We start from the raw sequence: 19951 nt of genomic DNA on the forward strand, positions 1-19951 counted from the left end.
AGCGCACCATGGGCACCCTCTCGGTCAATCAGAACAAACTGCAAAAACGCTTGCGTCGCCAGGCGGGCGAAGCCGTCGCCGACTTCAACATGATCGAAGATGGCGACAAGGTCATGGTCTGCCTGTCCGGCGGCAAAGACAGCTACACCATGCTCGACGTGCTGTTGCACCTGCAGAAAGTCGCCCCGATCAAGTTCGAGATCGTCGCGGTGAACATGGACCAGAAGCAGCCAGGCTTTCCCGAACATGTATTGCCGGCCTATTTGGAGTCCATCGGTGTGCCGTATCACATCGTCGAGAAGGACACCTATTCGGTGGTCAAGGAGAAGATCCCGGAAGGTAAGACCACCTGCTCGCTGTGTTCGCGTCTGCGCCGCGGCACGCTGTATACCTTTGCGGATGAGATCGGCGCGACCAAGATGGCCCTGGGGCATCACCGCGACGACATCCTGGAAACCTTCTTTCTCAATATGTTCTACGGCGGCACCCTCAAGGCCATGCCGCCCAAGTTGCGCGCCGATGATGGCCGTAACGTGGTGATTCGTCCGCTGGCTTACTGCAATGAGGCGGATATCGAGGCTTACAGCCAGCTCAAGGAATTCCCGATCATCCCGTGCAACCTCTGTGGCTCCCAGGAAAACCTGCAGCGTCAGGTGGTTAAAGAAATGCTGCAGGACTGGGAGCGTAAGTCGCCGGGGCGCACCGAGATCATGTTCCGTGCGCTGCAGAACGTGGTGCCCTCGCAGTTGGCCGACCGTAACCTGTTCGATTTCAAGAGCCTGAAAATCGACGACAGTGCGACGCCGCGCTTTCTCGATGTGATGAACCTCTGATTTAGCGGTTTCCCGGCTTAAGGACTGCCCGATGCGCGATTACAAATGGCTGCATGAATACTGTTTGAACCGCTTTGGCTCGGTGGGGGCGTTGGAATCAATGCTGCCCGAACCGCGCAGTGCTGCCCAGTTACGCGCGATCAGTGATGATCGCTACCTGTCGACGCTGAGCCTGCGGGTCTTCCGTGCCGGCCTCAAGCACAGCTTGGTGGATGCCAAGTGGCCGGCGTTTGAACAGGTGTTCTTCGGTTTCGACCCGGAGAAAGTGGTGCTGATGGGCGCTGAGCGCCTGGAAAATCTGATGCAGGATGCGCGCATCATCCGGCACTTGGGCAAGCTCAAAAGTGTGCCGCGCAATGCCCAGTTCATTCTTGATGTGCGCCAGGAGAAGGGCAGCTTCGGCGCGTTGATCGCTGACTGGCCGGTGAGCGATATCGTCGGCCTGTGGAAGTACTTAGCCAAGCACGGCAGTCAGCTTGGCGGGCTGTCGGCGCCGCGCTTTCTACGCATGGTCGGCAAAGATACCTTTGTGCCCAGTGATGATTTGGTTGCGGCATTAAAAGCGCAGAAGATCGTCGATAAGCTACCGACCAGCTTGAAAGAGCGTGCGGCGGTTCAGGCGGCGTTTAATGAGTGGCATGAGCAGAGCGGGCGCGCCTTGTGTCAGCTGTCGATGATGCTTGCCTATACCGTCAATCATTGAAGTTGGAGCTGCTAATGGAACAAGCCATCAAGCGCGTCGCCGAGGAACTCAAGCAGGCCGAGCGGATCTTGCTGATTACCGGCGCTGGCTTGTCGGCCGACTCCGGGTTGCCGACTTACCGAGGGCTGGGTGGGCTGTATAACGGCCAGACTGCTGAGGGCTTGCCGATTGAAACGGCGCTCTCGGGGCCGATGCTGCAACGCGACCCGGCGCTGTGCTGGAAGTACCTGGCGGAGCTGGGCAAGGCCTGCCTGGGCGCTCAGGCTAATGCTGGGCATTACGCGATTGCTGAACTGCAGCGCAGAAAACCGCATTGCTGGCTGCTAACGCAGAACATTGATGGCTATCACCGTGCGGCAGGCAGCCCGATGGAGCGGGTGATCGAGATTCACGGCGAGCTGGCACCCTTGTATTGCCAGTCTTGTGGCGCTGTAGATGCCGAACTGGCCGCGCATTTGCAGCGGCCGCTGCCACCCAAATGCCGGCAATGCGCCGGCATACTGCGCCCGCCCGTGGTGCTATTTGGAGAAATGCTGCCGGAGCAGGCCATCGCTTCGCTGTATGCCGAGTTAGGCAAGGGCTTTGATGTCGTTATCAGCGTCGGCACCAGCGCCAGCTTTCCCTACATCGTCGAGCCGTTGCTGCGCACCCGGCAAGCAGGAGGATTCACCGCCGATATCAACCCGCAGCGCAGCGACCTGAGCAATAGGGTGGATGTCCATCTGCAAGGGCGCGCTTTAGATGTTTTGCCAGAACTACTGAGTCACATTTAGAGCCATAGAATTTGCAAATGCATGTCATAGAGGGCATAGTCGCGCTCTTGTGAAATCAACCGACACGGTCGTGCCCATGCTCCAACGCCTCGCACCCCTCGTGCCTATCGCACTTTCCCTGGTCCTGGCCGCCTGCGCCAACCATGCTCCGCAACCGGAGCTGACCACTCAATCTTCAGTGTTCTCCTCGACAGACCTTGCCGAGTTTGATGAGCAAGCCAAAGAAGCCGCCCTTGGCGATTTCACCGAAGAAAAGGCCTACAAACTCCCGCAACTGGCTGACGGCATTCTGTCCCACGGTCTGTCACTGGTAGGTACGCGCTATCGCTTTGGCGGCGGCTCGGTAAGTTCCGGCTTCGATTGCAGCGGTTTTATCGGTTACCTGTTTAAAGAAGAGGCCGGCCTGAAGTTGCCGCGCTCGACCCGCGACATGATCAATATCGACGCCCCATTGGTGGAGCGTGATGACCTTAAGCCGGGCGATCTGCTGTTCTTTAGCACCAACGGCCGTGGTCGCGTCAGCCATGCCGGCATCTATATGGGCGATGATCAATTCATCCATTCTTCCAGCAGTCGCAGCGGCGGTGTGCGGGTCGATAGCCTGGATGATCGCTACTGGAAGCGCACCTTTATCGAGGCCAAGCGGGCCTTGGCGCTGGCGCCAACCGAGTCCCTCGTACGTAACCCTTGAGTGCGGCGTGCAGCGGCCGCAACGTTAAGGCCGCTGCAGCCAGCATCCTGTCTGACGCATATCGATAGATTTCAACAACCTGCCAAGCAAAGCTAAAGCTTGCACTCGCATGTGCAAGCCGGCAGAGTAGGGCGCATCCCGGCTCAGGATCGCCTTATCCATGACCGCATTCTCCCGTATCAGCTTGATTGTGTTGGCCGCGCTGCTTAGCGCCTGCGCGAGTCAAGCGCCCGCGCCAACCCCGCAACCCACTGTTTATCAGCCCATCAGCAGCTTTAACGGCAATGCTGATGATGTGCTATTTCGTGCGTTGGGCTTGGTGGGCACGCCCTATCGCTATGGCGGTAATACCCCCGAAGGCGGCTTCGATTGCAGCGGCTTGATCGGTTTTGTTTACCGCGATGCCGCAGGCATCAAGCTGCCGCGCACTACCCGTGAGCTGATCAGCATGCGCGCACCGGGCATTGGGCGCGACGCGCTGCAAAGCGGTGATCTGGTGTTTTTTGCCACCAGTGGCGGCAGCCAGGTCAGCCATGCGGGTATTTATGTCGGCAATGGCCGTTTCGTGCATGCGCCCTCCAGCGGCGGCACTGTGCGCCTGGACAGCCTGAGTAATACGTATTGGCAGCGTACTTACTTGAATGCCAAGCGCGTGTTCACCCCAGAGCTGGCGGGTAACCCCTGAGGCCCAGCCCAGAGTATTTGTAGAGGGGCTTTTATGACCACTCAAACGCTTAATCTCGATGCTGATCTCTATCAGTACCTGCTGGATGTATCGCTGCGCGAGACGCCACTGCTCAAGCGTCTGCGCGACGAAACCGCTCTGCTGACTCATTCACGCTGGCAAATCGCCCCCGAGCAGGGCCAGTTTATGACCTTATTGGTACAGCTGATCGGCGCGCGGCGGATTGTCGAAGTCGGCACCTTTACCGGTTACAGCGCTATCTGCATGGCCCAGGCCATGCCGAGCGATGGCCGCTTGATCTGTTGCGATATTCCCGGCGACTACAACGCCACGGCCAAACGTTACTGGGCTGAGGCGGGCCTCGCTGAGCGTATTGAGCTGCGGCTGGCGCCGGCGCTGCAAACACTTGAGGCGCTTGCTGCTGAGGGGCTGGCAGGGCGAATTGATCTGCTGTTTATCGATGCCGATAAAGCCAACTACCCGGCTTATTTGGAGCACGCCCTGCGCCTGGTACGTCAGGGTGGGCTGATCCTATTCGACAACACCCTGTGGAGTGGTCGGGTACTTGAGCTGTGCCCCGAGAGCGCTGACACCCGAGCGATTCAGGCGCTCAACCTGGCGCTGCGTGATGATCCGCGCATCGACCTGTCGCTGCTGCCGCTCGGCGATGGCCTGAGCCTGTGCCGTAAACGCTGACCCGCCGTTGCCTGTATGCCTGAACCGATTCGTCTGCCCGAACAACCCGATGCCTGCGAACTCTGCGCCCGCGCGGCGCTGCTGACGCGCCATCACTTGATCCCCAAGGCGCTGCATAACAAGGTCTACGTACAAAAGCGCTTCGGCAAAAATGAGCGCATCAGCGCCACGCTCTGGGTGTGCCGTGCCTGTCACAACCAGATCCACCGGCTGTTCAGCGAAAAAGAGCTGGCGCTGATCTACAACAATCGTGACAGCCTGCTCAGTGATGAACGCTTGCGTACCTTTGTTGAGTGGTTGGCAAGCAAGCCGGCGGGTTTTATGCCGCGGCATTGAGTGGCACGTGAGGCGTCGGTGCTATGCGCGGCGTTATGCGTTGACGCTCTGTATGCAAGTCTCTACCCTGCGCGCCTGCAACAGGTGCCCCAAACGCATAGCGTTCAAAGGGTGAAACAGGGAAGCCGGTGCGTTTCGTGTTAACCACGCAACTATTCCGGCGCTGCCCCCGCAACGGTAAACGAGTCAAAGATCGCCACTAGCCACTGTGCCCACCGGCATGGGAAGGCGCGATCCAGGAACCTCAAGGTTCCACTCGTAAGCCCGGAGACCGGCCTGCTGCATCCACGGCATTGCGGAGGGCGTTGCCGGGCTGATGTGGCTGTATTGCTGCTCTATCTGCCTATGCTGTTCTCCCAATGTTTTATTCAGCAGTATCGCGCGGGCGGCGCGATGGAGAATCAGGCATTGTTTCGCACCTTTTATAAACGTCCGGCCGTTCTTTTATGGCTGGGCTGTAGTCCTTTTTTAACTGCACAAGCAGAACCCCTCAACCTCGCTCAGCAGGTGGTCACCGCCACGCGAACGGCTACGCCGTTGGTCTCGGTGGCGTCGAGCAGTGTGATTACCCGTGAAGATATCGAGCGCAGCCAGGCACAGAGCGTGCCTGACATGCTGCGCGGTCTGGCTGGCGTGCAGATCGTTAGCAACGGCGGCCGCGGCAAAAGCACCTCGTTGTACCTGCGCGGTACCAGCGAGAAGCAACTATTGGTGCTGATTGACGGGGTTAAGGTGGGTTCCGCCACCTCTGGTGCTGCCGCCCTGCAGGACATTCCATTGGCGCTGGTCGAACGCATTGAGGTGGTGCGCGGCCCGCGTTCCAGTCTGTATGGTTCCGAGGCGCTTGGCGGGGTGATTCAAATTTTCACCCGGCGCGGCGCAAAGCAGGGGCTCAAACCTTACCTGGCTTTGGGTACCGGCACGCGCTCCAGCTCCAGCGCTAATGCTGGCCTGGCCGGTGGTTCGCAGAACGGCTGGTTTGACCTTGGCGTGAGCAGCGAAGATACCGACGGGATTAATGCCCGCGCTTACCGACCTAGTGCCGCAGGTGCCTACGAGCCAGACGCCGATGGCTATCGCCAGCTGGCCGGTTCACTGCGTGGTGGCTACCGCTTCGTCAACGGTCTGGAACTGGACGGCAGTTGGATGCAATCGAGCATCCACAGCGACCAAGACCTGCGCAGCAGCTCCGGCAAAACCGGGCGCTACAGCTATGCCGATGGAGAGCAACAGGTGCTTGGCGGTCGTGCCCGTTTCACTCCCTTAGAGCCCTGGGATGTGACCTTGCAGGCCGGTCACAGCGAAGATCGCACCGACAACTTCCGTGATGGTGGTTTTTACTCGCGCTTCGACACCGAGCGCTACACCTTTGCTTGGCAGAACGACTTTAGCCTGACGCCCGAGCAACTGTTGAGCCTGGGTTTTGATTACCAGCAGGACCGCATCGACACATCCGACACCTATGCTGAGGACTCCCGCGACAATCGCGGTTATTACACTCAGTACCAGGGCCGTTTCGGTCGACATGGCGTGTCCGTTGGGTTGCGCCGCGACGACAACCAGCAGTTCGGCGAGCACGATACTGGCAACCTAGGCTGGAGCTATGAGCTCAGCGAGCGCCTGACGTTGAGTGCTGCCTACGGCACCGCCTTCCGTGCGCCGACCTTTAACGACCTGTATACCCCGAACAGCGGTTCCACCGCGGGTAACCCCGACCTTAAACCGGAAAAGTCGGAAAACTACGAACTCGGCCTGCAGGGCGGTGCTGGCTGGGGTGAATGGCGTCTCAGCGTTTTTGAAAACCAGATCGACGACCTGATTGTTTGGGCCGGCAGTAAGCCGATGCGTCCACAGAACGTCGAGTCCGCACGCATTCGCGGCCTCGAGTCGAGTGTGCGTACGCAGCTAGAGAATTGGGACCTGGCAGCCACCCTGACGCTGCTCGACCCGCAGGACCGCAGCCAGGAAAACCATGGGCATCAGTTGGCGCGTCGAGCCAAGCGCACTTTCAATATCGACGCCGACCGCCGCATCGGCTCGTTTGGCGTCGGTGCCACGTTGTTCGCTGCCAGCCAGCGGTTTAACGACGCCAGCAATACCGAAGATTCACGCCTGCCCGGCTATGCCTTGGTCGATCTGCGTGGCGAGTACCACATCGACAGCGAATGGCGTCTGCAGGCTAAGGTCAGCAACCTCTTCGACCGTGACTACGAAACGGCGCAGACCTACGAACAACCTGGCCGCGCCTTTTACTTGACCCTGCGCTACCAAGCGCTCTGAGGAGATACCCATGCCTATTCTTTCAACCCGTGCTCAGCTGCTGACGGGCATCGCTCTGGCGTTGCTGCTGGCCATGACGCGTGGCAGTCACTTCGCCAGCATCAATCTGCCCAGCGCCTCCTGGGCGGTGTTTTTCCTGGCCGGCGTGCTGTTGCGACCACGCTGGGTTTTTGCTGGCCTGTTTGTGCTGGCCAGTGCCCTGGACTTCTCTATGATGACCAGCGGTACGGTGAGTGACTGGTGCCTGTCGCCCGCTTACTGGATGCTGGTGCCGGCTTACGCCAGCCTGTGGCTGGGCGGGCGACTGTATGCCGGCTGGCATCGTGACACCTTGCAGAGCCTGTTGCTGTTGGCGGCTGTTGTCGCGGTCAGCGCTTTTGTCTGCTACCTGATTTCCGGCGGTGGTTTCTACTTCTTCTCCGGCCGTTATCCTGAGCCGACCCTAGCGGCCTGGCTGCCGCGTATCGCCGAATACTACCCGCGCTTTTTGTCCAACATGACGTTTTATGTCGGGGTGGGCAGTGCGCTTTATATTGCTTCGTTGGCGCTGTTTGGCCAGCGCCTTAGCCTGGGAGCCAAGTGATGACTGAGTCTATCGAACGTGACGAGCGGCACCGTGCACGGATGCAACGCAAGAAAGCCCTGATCGATGAAAAAATCGCTCAGTCCCAGGATGAGTACGGCTTGCTGCTGGTGCACAGCGGCAATGGCAAGGGTAAGAGCAGCAGCGCCTTTGGCATGGTCGCGCGCGCGCTGGGCCACGGGATCAAAGTGGGTGTGGTGCAATTTATCAAGGGCGCAGCCAGCACCGGTGAGGAAGCCTTCTTCCGGCGTTTTCCCGATGAAGTCAGCTACCACGTGATGGGCGAAGGCTTTACCTGGGAAACCCAGGACCGCCAGCGCGACATCGACAAGGCCCGCGAGGCCTGGGCGGTGGCGGTGCAACTGCTTAACGATCCGGGCATTGGCCTAGTAGTGCTCGATGAGCTGAATATCGCGCTGAAATACGGCTACCTGGAACTGGAAGCGGTGCTGGCCGATATCGAAGCCCGGCCGCTGTTACAGCATGTGGTGGTGACCGGTCGCGGCGCGTTGCCGGGGATGATCGAGGCAGCAGACACCGTGACCGAAATGAGCTTGGTCAAGCATGCCTTCAAAGCCGGAGTCAAAGCGCAGAAGGGAGTCGAGTTTTAATGAGCGACTGCGCTGCACGTGCCTGCCCCGCACTGTTGATTGCCGCGCCGGCTTCCGGCCAGGGTAAAACTACTGTGACAGCGGCGTTGGCGCGTTTGCATACGCGCCAGGGCAAGCGTGTGCGGGTGTTCAAGTGCGGCCCGGACTTTCTCGACCCGATGATTCTGGCCCGCGCCAGCGGTGCACCGGTGTATCAGCTCGATCTGTGGATGGTCGGTGCCGCCGAAAGTCGCCGCCTGCTCTGGGAAGCGGCTGGCGAAGCCGATCTGATTCTGATCGAAGGGGTGATGGGGCTGTTTGATGGCAATCCATCGGCGGCCGACCTGGCGCGACATTTCGGCGTACCGGTGCTGGCGGTGATTGACGGCTCGGCAATGGCCCAGACCTTTGGCGCCATGGCTCACGGCCTGGCGACCTTCGAACCGGATCTGCCGTTTTCCGGGGTGCTGGGTAACCGGGTTGGCAGCGTGCGCCATGGCGAGATTTTGCGCGATGCCTTGCCGGCCTCGATCCGCTGGTACGGTGCACTGCCGCGTAGCGCCGAAGTGGGCTTGCCGAGCCGCCATTTGGGTTTGGTCCAGGCCGCTGAATTGGCTGATCTGGATGCACGCCTGGATGCCGCCGCCGATGCCTTGGCTGCCAGCGCCGATACGGCGCTGCCACCGCCCGTCAGCTTCGCCGCACCTGAGCAGGCAAGGCCTGCGGCATTGCTCAGCGGGGTGCGTATTGGCGTCGCACGTGATAGCGGCTTTGCCTTTCTCTATCAGGCCAACCTGGATTTGCTGCGTGAGCTGGGTGCTGAACTTAAGTTCTTCTCGCCGCTGAACGATGCGCAGTTGCCCGACGTCGACAGCCTTTATCTGCCTGGCGGCTACCCGGAGCTGCATTTGGCACAGCTGGAGGGCAACCAGGCGATGGCTGAGTCGATTCGCGCGCACCATGCGGCGGGTAAGCCGATTCACGCCGAGTGCGGCGGCATGCTTTACCTGCTCGACAAACTGACTGACAAACAGGGCGCGAGCGGGCAGATGCTCGGCTTGCTAAGCGGCGAGGCGACGTTGCAACCACGCATGACCGCCATGGCCTTGCAGCAAGCCGAACTGCCGGAAGGCCTGTTGCGCGGTCACAGTTTCCACTACTCAGCCCTGAGCAGTGAACTGCAACCGCTGACCCGTGGCGAGTGCCCGAACTATAAACGCACCGCCGAGGCGGTCTATCGTCAGGGTCGGCTGACGGCGTCGTATATCCACTTTTATCTGCCGTCCGACCCGGCTGCAGCGGCAGCATTATTCAGCCCCGGAGCGCCAGCATGAGTGAGCACGCCTTCAGCCCTGAGGAGCGCGCAGCGGTCTACCGCGCCATTGCCGAGCGCCGTGATATGCGTCATTTCAGCGGCGGCGAAGTGGCTCCTGAGCTGCTCGCGCGTTTGCTTGAGGCCGCGCACCAAGCGCCCAGCGTTGGTTTAATGCAGCCCTGGCGGTTTATCCGCATCACCCAGCCGGCGTTACGTGAATCGATTCACGGCCTGGTGGAAGAGGAGCGGGTGCGCACGGCCGAGGCGCTGGGCGAGCGCAGCGATGCGTTTATGCGGCTTAAGGTCGAGGGTATTCGCGACTGCGCCGAGCTGCTGGTGGTGGCGCTGATGGACGGCCGCGAGGCTCACGTATTTGGTCGGCGCACCTTGCCGGAAATGGATCAGGCCTCCTTGGCCTGCGCGATTCAGAACCTATGGCTGGCTGCGCGCGCTGAAGGTTTAGGCATGGGCTGGGTCTCGCTATTCGAACCCCAGGCACTGGCCGATCTACTAGGCATGCCAGCGGGCAGTAAGCCGCTGGCGGTGTTGTGCCTGGGCCCGGTGCACGCCTTCTATGACGCGCCGATGCTGGTTCAGGAGGGGTGGGCAAAGCCGCGCCCGCTGAGTGAGCTGCTGTTTGAAAATCACTGGGGCACGCCATGAGTGTGGTGCTTAGCACCTGCGCAGGGGTCGCCCTGGACGCGGTTTTTGGCGAGTCCAAGGGCTGGCACCCGCTGGTGGCGTTCGGGCAGTTGGCTGAGCGCATTGAGCAGCGCTTCAACCCGGCAGGCGGCGGTTGGCGCAGCCATGGGGTTAGCGCCTGGTGCCTGGCGGTGTTGCCGCTAACCCTGCTGACCTGGCTGCTGAGCCAGATCAGCGGGCTGGGTTGGGCACTGGAAATTCTTGCGCTGTATGCCGCGCTGGGCCTGAAAAGCCTGGGTGAACATGCCAGACCGGTGGCGCAGGCTCTGCGTTTGGGGGACCTGGCTCTGGCGCGCGAGCGTGTCGGTTATATGGTCAGCCGTAATACCGCCGCGCTGGATACCACGGGGGTGGCCCGCGCGGGTACCGAATCGGTGCTGGAAAATGGTAGCGACGCGGTATTCGCCGCACTGTTCTGGTTTGTGGTTGCCGGCGCGCCGGGCGTGGTGCTGTATCGCCTGAGCAATACCCTGGATGCCATGTGGGGCTATCGCAACGAGCGCTTCGAGCGTTTCGGCTGGGCCGCAGCGAAGATTGACGACGTGCTCAACTACCTTCCGGCGAGGCTGGTCGCGTTGACCTATGCATTGCTCGGGCGAACCGCGTTGGCGCTGCGCTGCTGGCGCACCCAAGCGCCGCAGTGGGACAGCCCGAATGCCGGCCCGGTGATGGCGGCTGGGGCAGGGGCACTGGGCGTTAGCCTGGGTGGCGCAGCGGAATATCACGGCGAACTGCATGTGCGCCCTGATCTGGGCGCAGGGCCTGCACCCAAAGCGCGTGATATCGAACGCGCCCTTAACCTGGTCAATGGCGGTGTGTTGCTATGGCTGGCGCTGCTGCTGTTGTGGGGGGCTGTTTATGCTTGAGCATGGTGGCCGCTTGCGTGAGGCCTCGCAGCGCTATGGCATTGCTCTGGCGGATTGGCTGGACCTGTCCACCGGTATCGCGCCCTATGCTTGGCCGCTGCCGATGATTCCTGCCAGCGCCTGGGCGCGCCTGCCCGAGCCGCAGGATGATCTGGAAATCGCTGCTCGTGATTACTACGGGGTGAGCAACCTGCTGCCGGTGGCGGGTTCCCAGGCCGCGATTCAGGCATTGCCGCGGCTGCTGCGCAACGCCACAGTCGGCATCGTCTCGCCGGCTTACGCCGAACACGCCGCGGCCTGGCAGCGTGAAGGGCATCAGCTGCTGGAAATCAGCGAGGACGCTATCGAGGGCGCGCTGGCACGTCTGGAGGTGCTGCTGTTGGTCAATCCGAATAACCCCACCGGGCGCCGTTTGGAGCCTAAGCAGCTGCTGGACTGGCACGCCCGCCTGGCCGAGCGCGGCGGCTGGCTGGTGGTGGATGAGGCGTTTATTGATTGCACGCCCGAGTTCAGCTTGGCGACCTTTAGCCAGCGCCCGGGGCTGATCGTGCTGCGCTCATTCGGCAAGTTTTTTGGCCTGGCCGGAATTCGCCTGGGCTTTGTGCTGGCCCAGCCAAGCGTATTGCTGCAGTTGGCTGAACTGCTCGGGCCTTGGACGATCAGTGGGCCGAGTCGGGTAGTAGCGACTGCGCTGCTGCAAGATCAAGCCGCGCAGCGCCAGCAGCGGGAGCGTTTGCTCGCCGATGGCCAGCGGCTAGCCACACTGCTGAGCGCCCAAGGGCTGTCACCCAGCGGCGGCTGCGCGTTGTTCCAGTTTTGTTGTACGCCGCAGGCGGCCGAGTGGCATGGGTTTCTCGCCGCCCGCGGCATTCTCACGCGGCTGTTTAGCACGCCGCTCAGCCTGCGCTTTGGCTTGCCGCCTGATGAAGCCGGTTGGCAGCGTCTGCAGCAGGCACTTGCCGTCTTTAGCGGAGAACGCACATGACGACTTTGATGGTGCAGGGCACCACCTCCGATGCGGGCAAGAGCACTCTAGTGACCGCACTGTGCCGCTGGCTTAAACGCCAGGGCGTGGCGGTGGTGCCGTTTAAACCACAGAACATGGCGCTGAACAGTGCAGTGACCGCTGACGGTGGCGAAATCGGCCGCGCCCAAGCCGTGCAGGCCCAAGCCGCTGGTTTGGCGCCGCATACCGATATGAACCCGGTGCTGCTCAAGCCCAATAGTGACATCGGTGCGCAGGTGATTATTCACGGTCGCGCCCTGAGCAGCATGGATGCCGTGGCCTATCACGATTACAAAAAAGTGGCGATGCAGGCGGTGTTGCAGTCGCACCAACGTTTGAGCGCGGCCTATCCAGTGGTGATGGTGGAGGGCGCCGGTTCGCCGGCCGAGATCAACCTGCGCGCCGGCGATATTGCCAATATGGGCTTTGCCGAAGCGGTGGATTGCCCGGTGATTCTGATTGCCGATATCGACAAGGGCGGCGTATTTGCCCACCTGGTTGGCACCCTGGCGTTACTCTCGGAGAGCGAGCAGGCGCGGGTGCAGGGCTTCGTGATTAACCGCTTTCGCGGCGATATCGCGCTGTTACAACCGGGCCTGGACTGGCTGGAGCAGCGCACCGGCAAGCCGGTACTTGGGGTATTGCCCTACCTGATGGATTTCCATCTGGAAGCTGAGGACGCCATCGATATTCGCCAGAGCGCCAAGGCGGCCGAGGTGCTGAAAGTGGTGATCCCGGTGTTGCCGCGCATCAGTAACCACACCGATTTCGACCCGTTGCGCCTGCATCCTCAGGTTGAGCTGACCTTTGTCGGTCCCGGCCAGGTGATTCCCTCCGCCGATCTGATCATCCTTCCCGGCTCGAAAAGCGTGCGCGCCGACCTGGCATACCTGCGTGAGCAGGGCTGGCCGGCGGCGATCAACAAACACCTGCGCTATGGCGGCAAGGTGCTCGGCATTTGTGGCGGCTTGCAGATGCTCGGTATGCAGATCGACGATCCGCAAGGGCTGGAAGGTGCCGCAGGATCCAGCGCAGGGCTGGGCTTGCTGGATTTCAGCACGGTACTGGAAGCCGAAAAACAGCTGCGCAATGTGCACGGCCAGCTGTGCCTGGAGGATGCCCCGGTAAGTGGCTATGAAATTCATGCGGGCGTCAGCACCGGTGCCGGCCTGAATGCGGCCGTGCGCCTGGATGATGGCCGCAGTGACGGCGGCATGAGCGCCGATGGCCAGGTGCTGGGCACCTATCTACATGGGTTGTTTGAACGCACTGAAGCGTGCAGCGCGCTGTTGCGTTGGGCTGGGTTACGCGAGGTGCAACACGTGGACTACCACGCCTTGCGCGAGCGTGATATCGAGCGTTTGGCCGATCTGGTTGATGCGCATCTGGATGTCGAGCGGCTGCGAACACTATGTGGCCTATGACGCGCGTTGGTGAAAGAGGTTTGCGTGGGAGGGGCTTTAGCCGCGAGGGTTTAGCTCGGTGTGTTTCGCGGCTAAAGCGGATCGCCGCCCGGCCCCTCCGACAAGTCCTGCGCCACCTACAGAATTAAAGGGTAATCGACATGCTTGAACTGATTTTGGGCGGTGCCCGCTCTGGCAAGAGTCGCCTGGCCGAGAAGCTGGCACGCGAGTCTGGTCTTGGGGTGATCTATATCGCCACCAGTCAGGCGCTGGATGGTGAAATGAATGCGCGTATCGAACATCATCGCGAGCGTCGCCCGGCCGCCTGGGGATTGGTGGAAGAGCCGCTGAACCTGGCGCGGGTGCTGTGTGAACAGGCGGGGGCAGATAAATGCTTACTGGTCGATTGCCTGACCCTGTGGCTGACCAATCTATTAATGCTGGACGACCCCGCGCGCCTGAATGTCGAGCGCGATGCGCTGCTTGAGTGTCTGGTCGGCCTGCCAGGGCGGGTTATTTTCGTCAGTAATGAAACAGGCTTGGGGGTCGTGCCACTGGGTGAGCTGACCCGCCGCTATGTCGACGAGGCGGGATGGCTGCACCAGGCCCTGGCCGAGCGTTGCGAGCGGGTGGTGTTTAGCGTGGCGGGTTTGCCGATGGTTTTGAAAGGACAAGCACTATGAGTGAGCAATGGTGGCTACAAGGGTGTCAGGCCCTGGATATGACTGCGCGCAGCCAGGCGCAAGCGCGCCAGCAGCAACTGACCAAGCCGGCGGGCTCGCTCGGACAGCTGGAACAATTGGCCATTGCCCTGGCCGCTATGCAGGGCAGCCAGCGGCCGCAAGTTGAGCAGTTATCGATCAGTATTTTTGCCGGCGATCACGGCGTGGTGGCCGAAGGTGTGTCGGCCTATCCCCAGGCCGTTACCGGGCAGATGCTGCATAACTTCGTCAATGGTGGCGCGGCGATCAGCGTATTAGCCAAGCAGCTGGGCGCGACGCTGGAGGTGCTCGACCTTGGCCTCGCCGTGCCACTGCAGCCGCTGCCAGGCGTACGCCATTTGCCGATTGGCCCAGGTACCGAGAATTTCGCGCGCGGCTCGGCAATGACCGCTGACCAGTTACGCCTTGCCTTGGATGTTGGGCGGTCCAGCGTGCGGCAGGCTAAAGACGCGGGCAGCCAGCTGTTTATCGGCGGCGAGATGGGCATCGGCAATACCACCTCAGCCACGGCGATGGCCAGTGTGCTGCTGGAGTGCTCAGCGTTGAAGCTGGCCGGCCCGGGTACCGGCCTCGACAGCGCAGGTGTAGTGCGCAAAGCCGAGGTGATCGAAAGTGCACTGGCGTTGCATCGACCCTCGCTTAGTGAGCCTTTCGAGATCCTGCAACGCCTCGGTGGGTTTGAGATTGCGGCCCTCACGGGAGCCTATATCGCCTGTGCGCAGCAGGGCATCACTGCGCTGGTAGACGGTTTCATCTGCAGCGTCGCAGCCTTGTTGGCCGTGCGCCTGAATCCGGCTTGCCGTGATTGGCTGCTGTTTGCCCACAGCGGCGCCGAGCCCGGCCACCAGCGGGTGCTGCAAGCGCTACAAGCTGAGCCTTTACTCGGTCTTGGCCTGCGCCTGGGTGAGGGCAGTGGCGCGGCCCTGGCTGTGCCGCTGCTGCGATTGGCCTGCAGCCTGCACAACGATATGGCTACTTTTGCCGAGGCGGCCGTGGCCGATCGGCCGCTATGACGGTGTATCTGGAGTTATTGCGGCACGGTGAAACCGAACTGGGTGGCGGCCTGCGTGGCAGCCTGGACGATGCGCTGACCGCTACCGGATGGGCGCAACTGCGCACGGCCGTCGCCGACGGCAGCCGCTGGGACCGACTGATCAGCTCGCCCTTGCAGCGTTGTGCGCGGTTTGCCGAAGAACTGGCCGCGCAACAGGGTGTGCCGTTGAGCCTGGAGCCTGACCTGCAAGAGCTGCATTTTGGCGCCTGGGAAGGCTGCAGCACGGCCGATTTGATGCAAACCAGCGCCGATGAGTTAGGTCGCTTCTGGAACGATCCCTATGCCTTCACCCCGCCTGAGGGGGAGCCACTGCTGGTATTTGAAGCACGCGTACTGAGCGCGTTGCAGCGCTTGCAGGTACGTCATGCTGGCGAGCGGTTATTGCTGGTTACCCATGGTGGCGTAATGCGCCTGTTGCTGGCGCGGGCGCGGGGTTTGCCGCGCAAAGATCTGTTGCAGGTCGTGGTGGGCCACGCTGAGCGTTTTCAACTGAGCTTGGATGAGCAGGGCGAACTGCGGGAGTTGGCATGACGCCCTGGTGGATCGCCCTGCAGTTTCTCACGCGCTTGCCAGTGACGTTGGCCGGTATGCCGACAGCCGAGCAGAGTGGCCGATCGCTGCTGTTCTATCCGCTGGTGGGGCTGTTGATCGGCCTGCTGCTGCTCGCTGCTCAACACTTGCTGGCTGATACCAGTGTGTTGCTGCAGGCGGCGCTCTTGCTGGCGTTGTGGGTCGGCATCAGCGGTGGGCTGCATCTGGATGGCCTGGCTGACAGCGCCGATGCCTGGGTCGGCGGCTTTGGCGATAAAGAGCGCACCCTGAGCATTATGAAAGACCCGCGCAGCGGACCGATTGCCGTGGTGGTTCTGGTGCTGCTGCTCTTGCTCAAGTTTGCCGCGCTGGTGGCCTTGCTGGAGCACGACAACGGGTTACTGGTGCTGTTGGTGCCGTGGCTGGCACGTGCGCTGTTGCCGCTGCTGTTTCTCACAACGCCCTATGTACGGGCGGGTGGATTGGGCCAAGCGTTGGCTGAACATCTGCCGCGTCAGCAACTGCCCTGGGTATTGGCTGCTCATGGTCTGGGCATGTTGCTGCTGGGCTGGCCTGCGGTGCTCGCCTTGCTGATGGCCGGATTGGTTTTCCTCTGGCTACGCAGCGTGATGCTCAAGCGTCTGGGCGGCACGACCGGGGATACCGCTGGAGCGCTGCTAGAGCTGGCCGAATGCGCGGTGCTGGTGGCCTTGGCTTTTTAAGCCCTAGGGCATTGTGGCTGAGCAGCGGCGGTCATTTAAACTGCTCGCGATTAGCCGATAGTCGGCTTGCTAGGTGTTTAGCCGGGGCTCAATCTAGCGGGTCGTGATCAATCAGCGGTCATCACAAGGGACAGGTTATGAAGACAATCGGGCGCGGCAGTTTCTGGATTCTGCTGGGCGCATCACTGATCCTGGCCCTGTCACTGGGTATTCGTCATGGCTTTGGTCTGTTCTTGCCGCCGATGAGTGCCGAGTTCGGTTGGGGGCGCGAGGTATTCGCCTTCGCCATCGCCTTGCAGAACCTCATCTGGGGGCTGACCCAGCCGTTTACCGGTGCCTTGGCCGACCGTTTCGGCGCCCGCAGTACGGTGATTGTGGGCGGGATTCTGTATGCCATTGGCTTGGGTTTTATGGGCCTTGCCGACTCCGCGGTGAGCCTGTCGCTGAGTGCTGGTGTGCTGATTGGTATCGGTTTGTCTGGCACCTCGTTCTCGGTGATTCTCGGCGCGGTAGGCCGCGCGGTACCGATGGAAAAACGCAGCATGGCCATGGGGCTGGCCGCAGCAGCCGGCTCGTTCGGCCAGTTTGCCATGCTCCCCGGCACCCTGGGCCTAATCAGCTGGTTGGGCTGGTCGGTCGCGCTGATGGTGTTGGGGCTGCTGGTTGCGTTGATCATTCCGTTGGCCGCCATGCTCAAAGACACCCCGTTAGCGTCTACCGGGCCGGAGCAGACTTTAGGCGAAGCGCTGCGCGAGGCGTGCGCGCACTCGGGCTTCTGGCTGTTGGCGTTGGGCTTTTTTGTCTGCGGATTTCAGGTGGTGTTTATTGGCGTGCACCTGCCGGCCTATCTGGTCGATCAGCATCTGCCGGCGCTGGTGGGCACCACGGTGCTGGCCTTGGTGGGCTTGTTCAATATTTTTGGTACCTATATTGCCGGCCTGCTGGGTGGGCGGATGTCCAAGCCGCGTTTGCTTAGCGCCTTGTACCTGGCCCGCGCCATCGTGATTTTGGCTTTTATCCTGACGCCGCTAAGCGTATGGAGTGCCTACGCCTTCGGGGTGGCCATGGGGCTGCTATGGCTTTCAACGGTGCCGTTGACCAATGGCACCGTGGCCACCCTGTTTGGGGTACGTAACCTTTCGATGCTCGGCGGTATCGTGTTCCTGTTCCATCAGCTGGGGGCATTTCTCGGTGGCTGGATGGGCGGCTATCTGTATGACCATACGGGCAGCTATGATCTGGTTTGGCAGATTGCGATACTGCTCAGCCTGCTGGCCGCTGCACTGAATTGGCCAGTACGTGAGCAACCGGTGGCACGCTTGCAACAACAGGAGGCGAAGGTATGAACACAGACTATGGCTTGAATACTGCGCTGGTAATGGGCGGCATGTTGCTCCTAGGCCTGGCCTGGTGGGGCTGGTTGCAAAGTGGCCTGGCGTTTTTGCAGCTCGGTCTTGGGGTTTGCTAAGACGCGTTTGGCGTGTGTCTATTCAATCAAGGTGATCCTGATGCGGCGTTATTCCCTGGTTATTTTGCTCATGTTAGGCACGTGGATGGGCGCAGCGCAGGCGGCTGAATGTCCGGCTTTATTACAGGGCGATCTGCAGAAATTGCGCAGCCAGGAGCGCATAGACCTTTGTGCCACCTTCGCTGGCAAGCCGCTTTTGGTGGTCAATACCGCCAGTTTCTGTGGCTTTACGCCACAGTTTAAAGGCCTTGAAGCGCTGTATCAGCGCTACAAAGCGCAAGGCTTGCAGGTGCTCGGTGTGCCCTCCGATGATTTTCGCCAAGAGGCCGACAGCAGCGAAGAGACGGCCAAGGTCTGCTACGTCAATTACGGTGTGACGTTCCCGATGAGCGAAACCCAGCCTGTTACCGGCAGTGCTGCGGTGCCGCTGTTCAAAGAACTGGCCGCACAAAGCCAGGCTCCACGCTGGAATTTCTCCAAATATGTTGTGGATGCTCAGGGCAAGGTTGTCGCCAGCTTCCCCAGCAGTACCACGCCGGATGATCCGGCGCTGCTGGCCGCTGTCGAGAAGGCGATTGCCTCGCAGCGCTGACTTGCCGCCTATCTGATCTTGCCCGGCCCGGCTTTTAGCCGGGCCGGGCCGCGAAGCAATCAGCTCATCCCGGTAAGCCCGCCTTTATTGCTCCAATCACAGTGCTCATGAGCGCGTCAGTTGTGAGTCGCTCAGCTGATGTTCCTCTCCCGCGTAGTAAGCGCGTACGCGCGGATCCATTACCGTGCGCCACAGCGGCGGGAATAGCGCCAGAACGATCATCCCGGCATAGCCATTAGGCAGTTGCGGGCTGTCTGCGAAGTGGCGCAATACCTGATAGCGACGTTTGGCATAGGCGTGATGATCGGAGTGGCGCTGTAGATGGAAGAGAAACAGATTGGTCAGCAGGAAATTACTGTTCCATGAATGCGTTGGGTTGGTGCGCTCATAACGGCCATTATCCAGCTTACGTCGGTGCAGGCCGTAATGCTCCACGTAGTTGACGATTTCCAGCAGGGTAAAGGCGATCAGCGATTGCGCGATGAAGAACAACGCGCCGAGCCAGCCGAGTGCCAGGGTGAAACCCAGCAGAAACAACGCGCTCAGTGCATACCAGCCAATCAATTCATTACGCCAATGCAGGGCGGGCAAACCTTTGCGTTTCAAGCGTTCTGCCTCAAGTTTCCAGGCATTCAAAAAATTGTGCAGATAGGCGCGCGGTAAAAACGCGTAGAGGCTTTGGCCATAGCGTGAAGAACTGGCATCTTCCGGGGTGGAAACATGCACGTGATGGCCGCGCACATGCTCGATCTTGAAGCCGCCGTAGCAGACGGCTGCCAGCAACAGGCCGCCAGCGTTCTGCTCCGGTGGCGGGTCCTTGTGAATCAACTCATGGGCCACGGTGATGCCAATTGAGCCAGTGACCGTGCCGACCGACAGCACCCAGCCCAGTTGGCCGATCCAGTTCCATGTCTCATTGTTAACGAACACCCAGCCCGCCCAGGCAAGCATGCCGAGTAGGGCAGGTACCGCGGCCAGGCTCAGCAGGCGGTAGTAACCCTGCTGTTCCATATGCGGTACTTGTACCGCTTCATCGGGATTGGCCGAGTCGCGCCCAATAATAAAATCCAGCACTGGAATAACCCCGAATACCACCAGTACCACCAGCCATGGCCAGGCGTTGCTGTACTCGCCGCGCAATGACGCGTGATAACTCATGGGGATGCCCAATACAGGGATCAACCAGAACCAATAGCCGATACTTTTTATCGTGAGCATCCAGTTGGAGGGCAGGCGTTCGAACATGGTGGTTACCTATTTTTATTGTGGATTACTTTCATTGTTCGATTGTAGGGCAATTAATTGGTATGGCTATTTTATCAGCCCACTTTTTTGCGCTGAAAGCGCTATTCAGGCAGCCTTTGCCCGGTAACGCCCTGTGTTACACTCGTGCCCTGCGT

General features: G+C 60.8%; 23 protein-coding genes and 1 riboswitch. Of the genes, 22 read left to right on the forward strand and 1 reads right to left on the reverse strand.

Annotated features, from left to right (window positions below; all coding sequences use genetic code 11):
- The first annotated feature begins 8 nt into the window (after nt 1-8).
- From ttcA to SOP97_RS19625, 22 genes are all read left to right on the forward strand, one after another.
- On the forward strand, nt 9-833 hold the full coding sequence (ttcA, locus tag SOP97_RS19520) for a tRNA 2-thiocytidine(32) synthetase TtcA (RefSeq protein ID WP_090253070.1): 825 nt from the start codon (nt 9-11) through the stop codon (nt 831-833).
- A gap of 31 nt (nt 834-864) precedes the next feature.
- Entirely contained in the window at nt 865-1536 is a 672-nt protein-coding gene (locus SOP97_RS19525) for a DNA-3-methyladenine glycosylase I (RefSeq protein WP_322950540.1), read from the forward strand.
- 14 nt (nt 1537-1550) lie between these two features.
- Nucleotides 1551-2309, forward strand: coding sequence for an NAD-dependent deacylase (locus tag SOP97_RS19530; RefSeq protein ID WP_274088691.1), 759 nt, complete (start codon nt 1551-1553; stop codon nt 2307-2309).
- 76 nt (nt 2310-2385) lie between these two features.
- Nucleotides 2386-3000: a C40 family peptidase gene (locus tag SOP97_RS19535; RefSeq protein WP_274088692.1), complete on the forward strand. Its 615-nt coding sequence runs from the start codon at nt 2386-2388 to the stop codon at nt 2998-3000.
- A 160-nt stretch (nt 3001-3160) separates the two neighbouring features.
- Nucleotides 3161-3685, forward strand: a complete 525-nt coding sequence (locus SOP97_RS19540; RefSeq protein WP_322950541.1) for a C40 family peptidase — start codon at nt 3161-3163, stop codon at nt 3683-3685.
- 33 nt (nt 3686-3718) lie between these two features.
- Nucleotides 3719-4381, forward strand: coding sequence for an O-methyltransferase (locus SOP97_RS19545; protein ID WP_322950542.1), 663 nt, complete (start codon nt 3719-3721; stop codon nt 4379-4381).
- A 15-nt stretch (nt 4382-4396) separates the two neighbouring features.
- Nucleotides 4397-4717, forward strand: a complete 321-nt coding sequence (locus SOP97_RS19550; RefSeq protein ID WP_322950543.1) for a hypothetical protein — start codon at nt 4397-4399, stop codon at nt 4715-4717.
- 65 nt (nt 4718-4782) lie between these two features.
- Nucleotides 4783-5011, forward strand: a riboswitch (cobalamin riboswitch).
- A gap of 99 nt (nt 5012-5110) precedes the next feature.
- Entirely contained in the window at nt 5111-6997 is a 1887-nt protein-coding gene (btuB, locus tag SOP97_RS19555) for a TonB-dependent vitamin B12 receptor (protein WP_411912093.1), read from the forward strand.
- Between the two features lie 10 nt (nt 6998-7007).
- Entirely contained in the window at nt 7008-7580 is a 573-nt protein-coding gene (locus SOP97_RS19560; protein WP_274088697.1) for a hypothetical protein, read from the forward strand.
- Nucleotides 7580-8191, forward strand: a complete 612-nt coding sequence (gene cobO, locus SOP97_RS19565; RefSeq protein WP_322950544.1) for a cob(I)yrinic acid a,c-diamide adenosyltransferase — start codon at nt 7580-7582, stop codon at nt 8189-8191. Before SOP97_RS19560 ends, cobO begins: the two co-directional genes overlap by 1 nt.
- Nucleotides 8191-9504, forward strand: a complete 1314-nt coding sequence (locus SOP97_RS19570; protein ID WP_274088699.1) for a cobyrinate a,c-diamide synthase — start codon at nt 8191-8193, stop codon at nt 9502-9504. Before cobO ends, SOP97_RS19570 begins: the two co-directional genes overlap by 1 nt.
- On the forward strand, nt 9501-10148 hold the full coding sequence (gene bluB, locus SOP97_RS19575; RefSeq protein ID WP_274088700.1) for a 5,6-dimethylbenzimidazole synthase: 648 nt from the start codon (nt 9501-9503) through the stop codon (nt 10146-10148). Before SOP97_RS19570 ends, bluB begins: the two co-directional genes overlap by 4 nt.
- Nucleotides 10145-11053, forward strand: coding sequence for an adenosylcobinamide-phosphate synthase CbiB (gene cbiB / locus SOP97_RS19580; RefSeq protein WP_274088701.1), 909 nt, complete (start codon nt 10145-10147; stop codon nt 11051-11053). Before bluB ends, cbiB begins: the two co-directional genes overlap by 4 nt.
- Entirely contained in the window at nt 11046-12038 is a 993-nt protein-coding gene (cobD, locus tag SOP97_RS19585) for a threonine-phosphate decarboxylase CobD (protein ID WP_322950545.1), read from the forward strand. Before cbiB ends, cobD begins: the two co-directional genes overlap by 8 nt.
- Entirely contained in the window at nt 12035-13483 is a 1449-nt protein-coding gene (locus SOP97_RS19590; protein WP_322950546.1) for a cobyric acid synthase, read from the forward strand. The genes cobD and SOP97_RS19590 overlap by 4 nt, the downstream gene beginning before the upstream one ends.
- A 140-nt stretch (nt 13484-13623) precedes the next feature.
- The gene (cobU, locus tag SOP97_RS19595; protein ID WP_322950547.1) at nt 13624-14145 is read left to right on the forward strand and encodes a bifunctional adenosylcobinamide kinase/adenosylcobinamide-phosphate guanylyltransferase; all 522 of its coding nucleotides are present in this window, start codon (nt 13624-13626) and stop codon (nt 14143-14145) included.
- Entirely contained in the window at nt 14142-15197 is a 1056-nt protein-coding gene (gene cobT / locus SOP97_RS19600) for a nicotinate-nucleotide--dimethylbenzimidazole phosphoribosyltransferase (protein WP_274088705.1), read from the forward strand. The genes cobU and cobT overlap by 4 nt, the downstream gene beginning before the upstream one ends.
- Complete coding sequence (gene cobC / locus SOP97_RS19605) at nt 15194-15769, forward strand: alpha-ribazole phosphatase family protein (RefSeq protein ID WP_274088706.1); 576 nt, start codon at nt 15194-15196, stop codon at nt 15767-15769. Before cobT ends, cobC begins: the two co-directional genes overlap by 4 nt.
- Nucleotides 15766-16491 (forward strand): adenosylcobinamide-GDP ribazoletransferase, encoded by a 726-nt coding sequence (locus SOP97_RS19610; protein WP_274088707.1) that lies wholly within the window; start codon nt 15766-15768, stop codon nt 16489-16491. The genes cobC and SOP97_RS19610 overlap by 4 nt, the downstream gene beginning before the upstream one ends.
- 146 nt (nt 16492-16637) lie before the next feature.
- Nucleotides 16638-17837 carry an MFS transporter gene (locus SOP97_RS19615; protein WP_274088728.1) on the forward strand — a complete coding sequence of 400 codons (1200 nt, stop codon included), beginning with the start codon at nt 16638-16640 and terminating at the stop codon, nt 17835-17837.
- The gene (locus SOP97_RS19620; protein WP_274088708.1) at nt 17834-17959 is read left to right on the forward strand and encodes a hypothetical protein; all 126 of its coding nucleotides are present in this window, start codon (nt 17834-17836) and stop codon (nt 17957-17959) included. Before SOP97_RS19615 ends, SOP97_RS19620 begins: the two co-directional genes overlap by 4 nt.
- Nucleotides 17960-17999: 40 nt before the next feature.
- Nucleotides 18000-18551, forward strand: a complete 552-nt coding sequence (locus SOP97_RS19625) for a glutathione peroxidase (protein WP_274088709.1) — start codon at nt 18000-18002, stop codon at nt 18549-18551.
- Nucleotides 18552-18656: 105 nt separating this feature from the next.
- Here SOP97_RS19625 and SOP97_RS19630 read toward each other — a convergent pair whose 3' ends face one another.
- Entirely contained in the window at nt 18657-19796 is a 1140-nt protein-coding gene (locus SOP97_RS19630) for an alkane 1-monooxygenase (protein WP_322950548.1), read from the reverse strand.
- Nucleotides 19797-19951 lie beyond the last annotated feature (155 nt).

Origin of the sequence: Pseudomonas spirodelae, from assembly GCF_034653255.1 — a bacterium.
In the GTDB taxonomy this organism is placed as follows: domain Bacteria; phylum Pseudomonadota; class Gammaproteobacteria; order Pseudomonadales; family Pseudomonadaceae; genus Aquipseudomonas; species Aquipseudomonas spirodelae.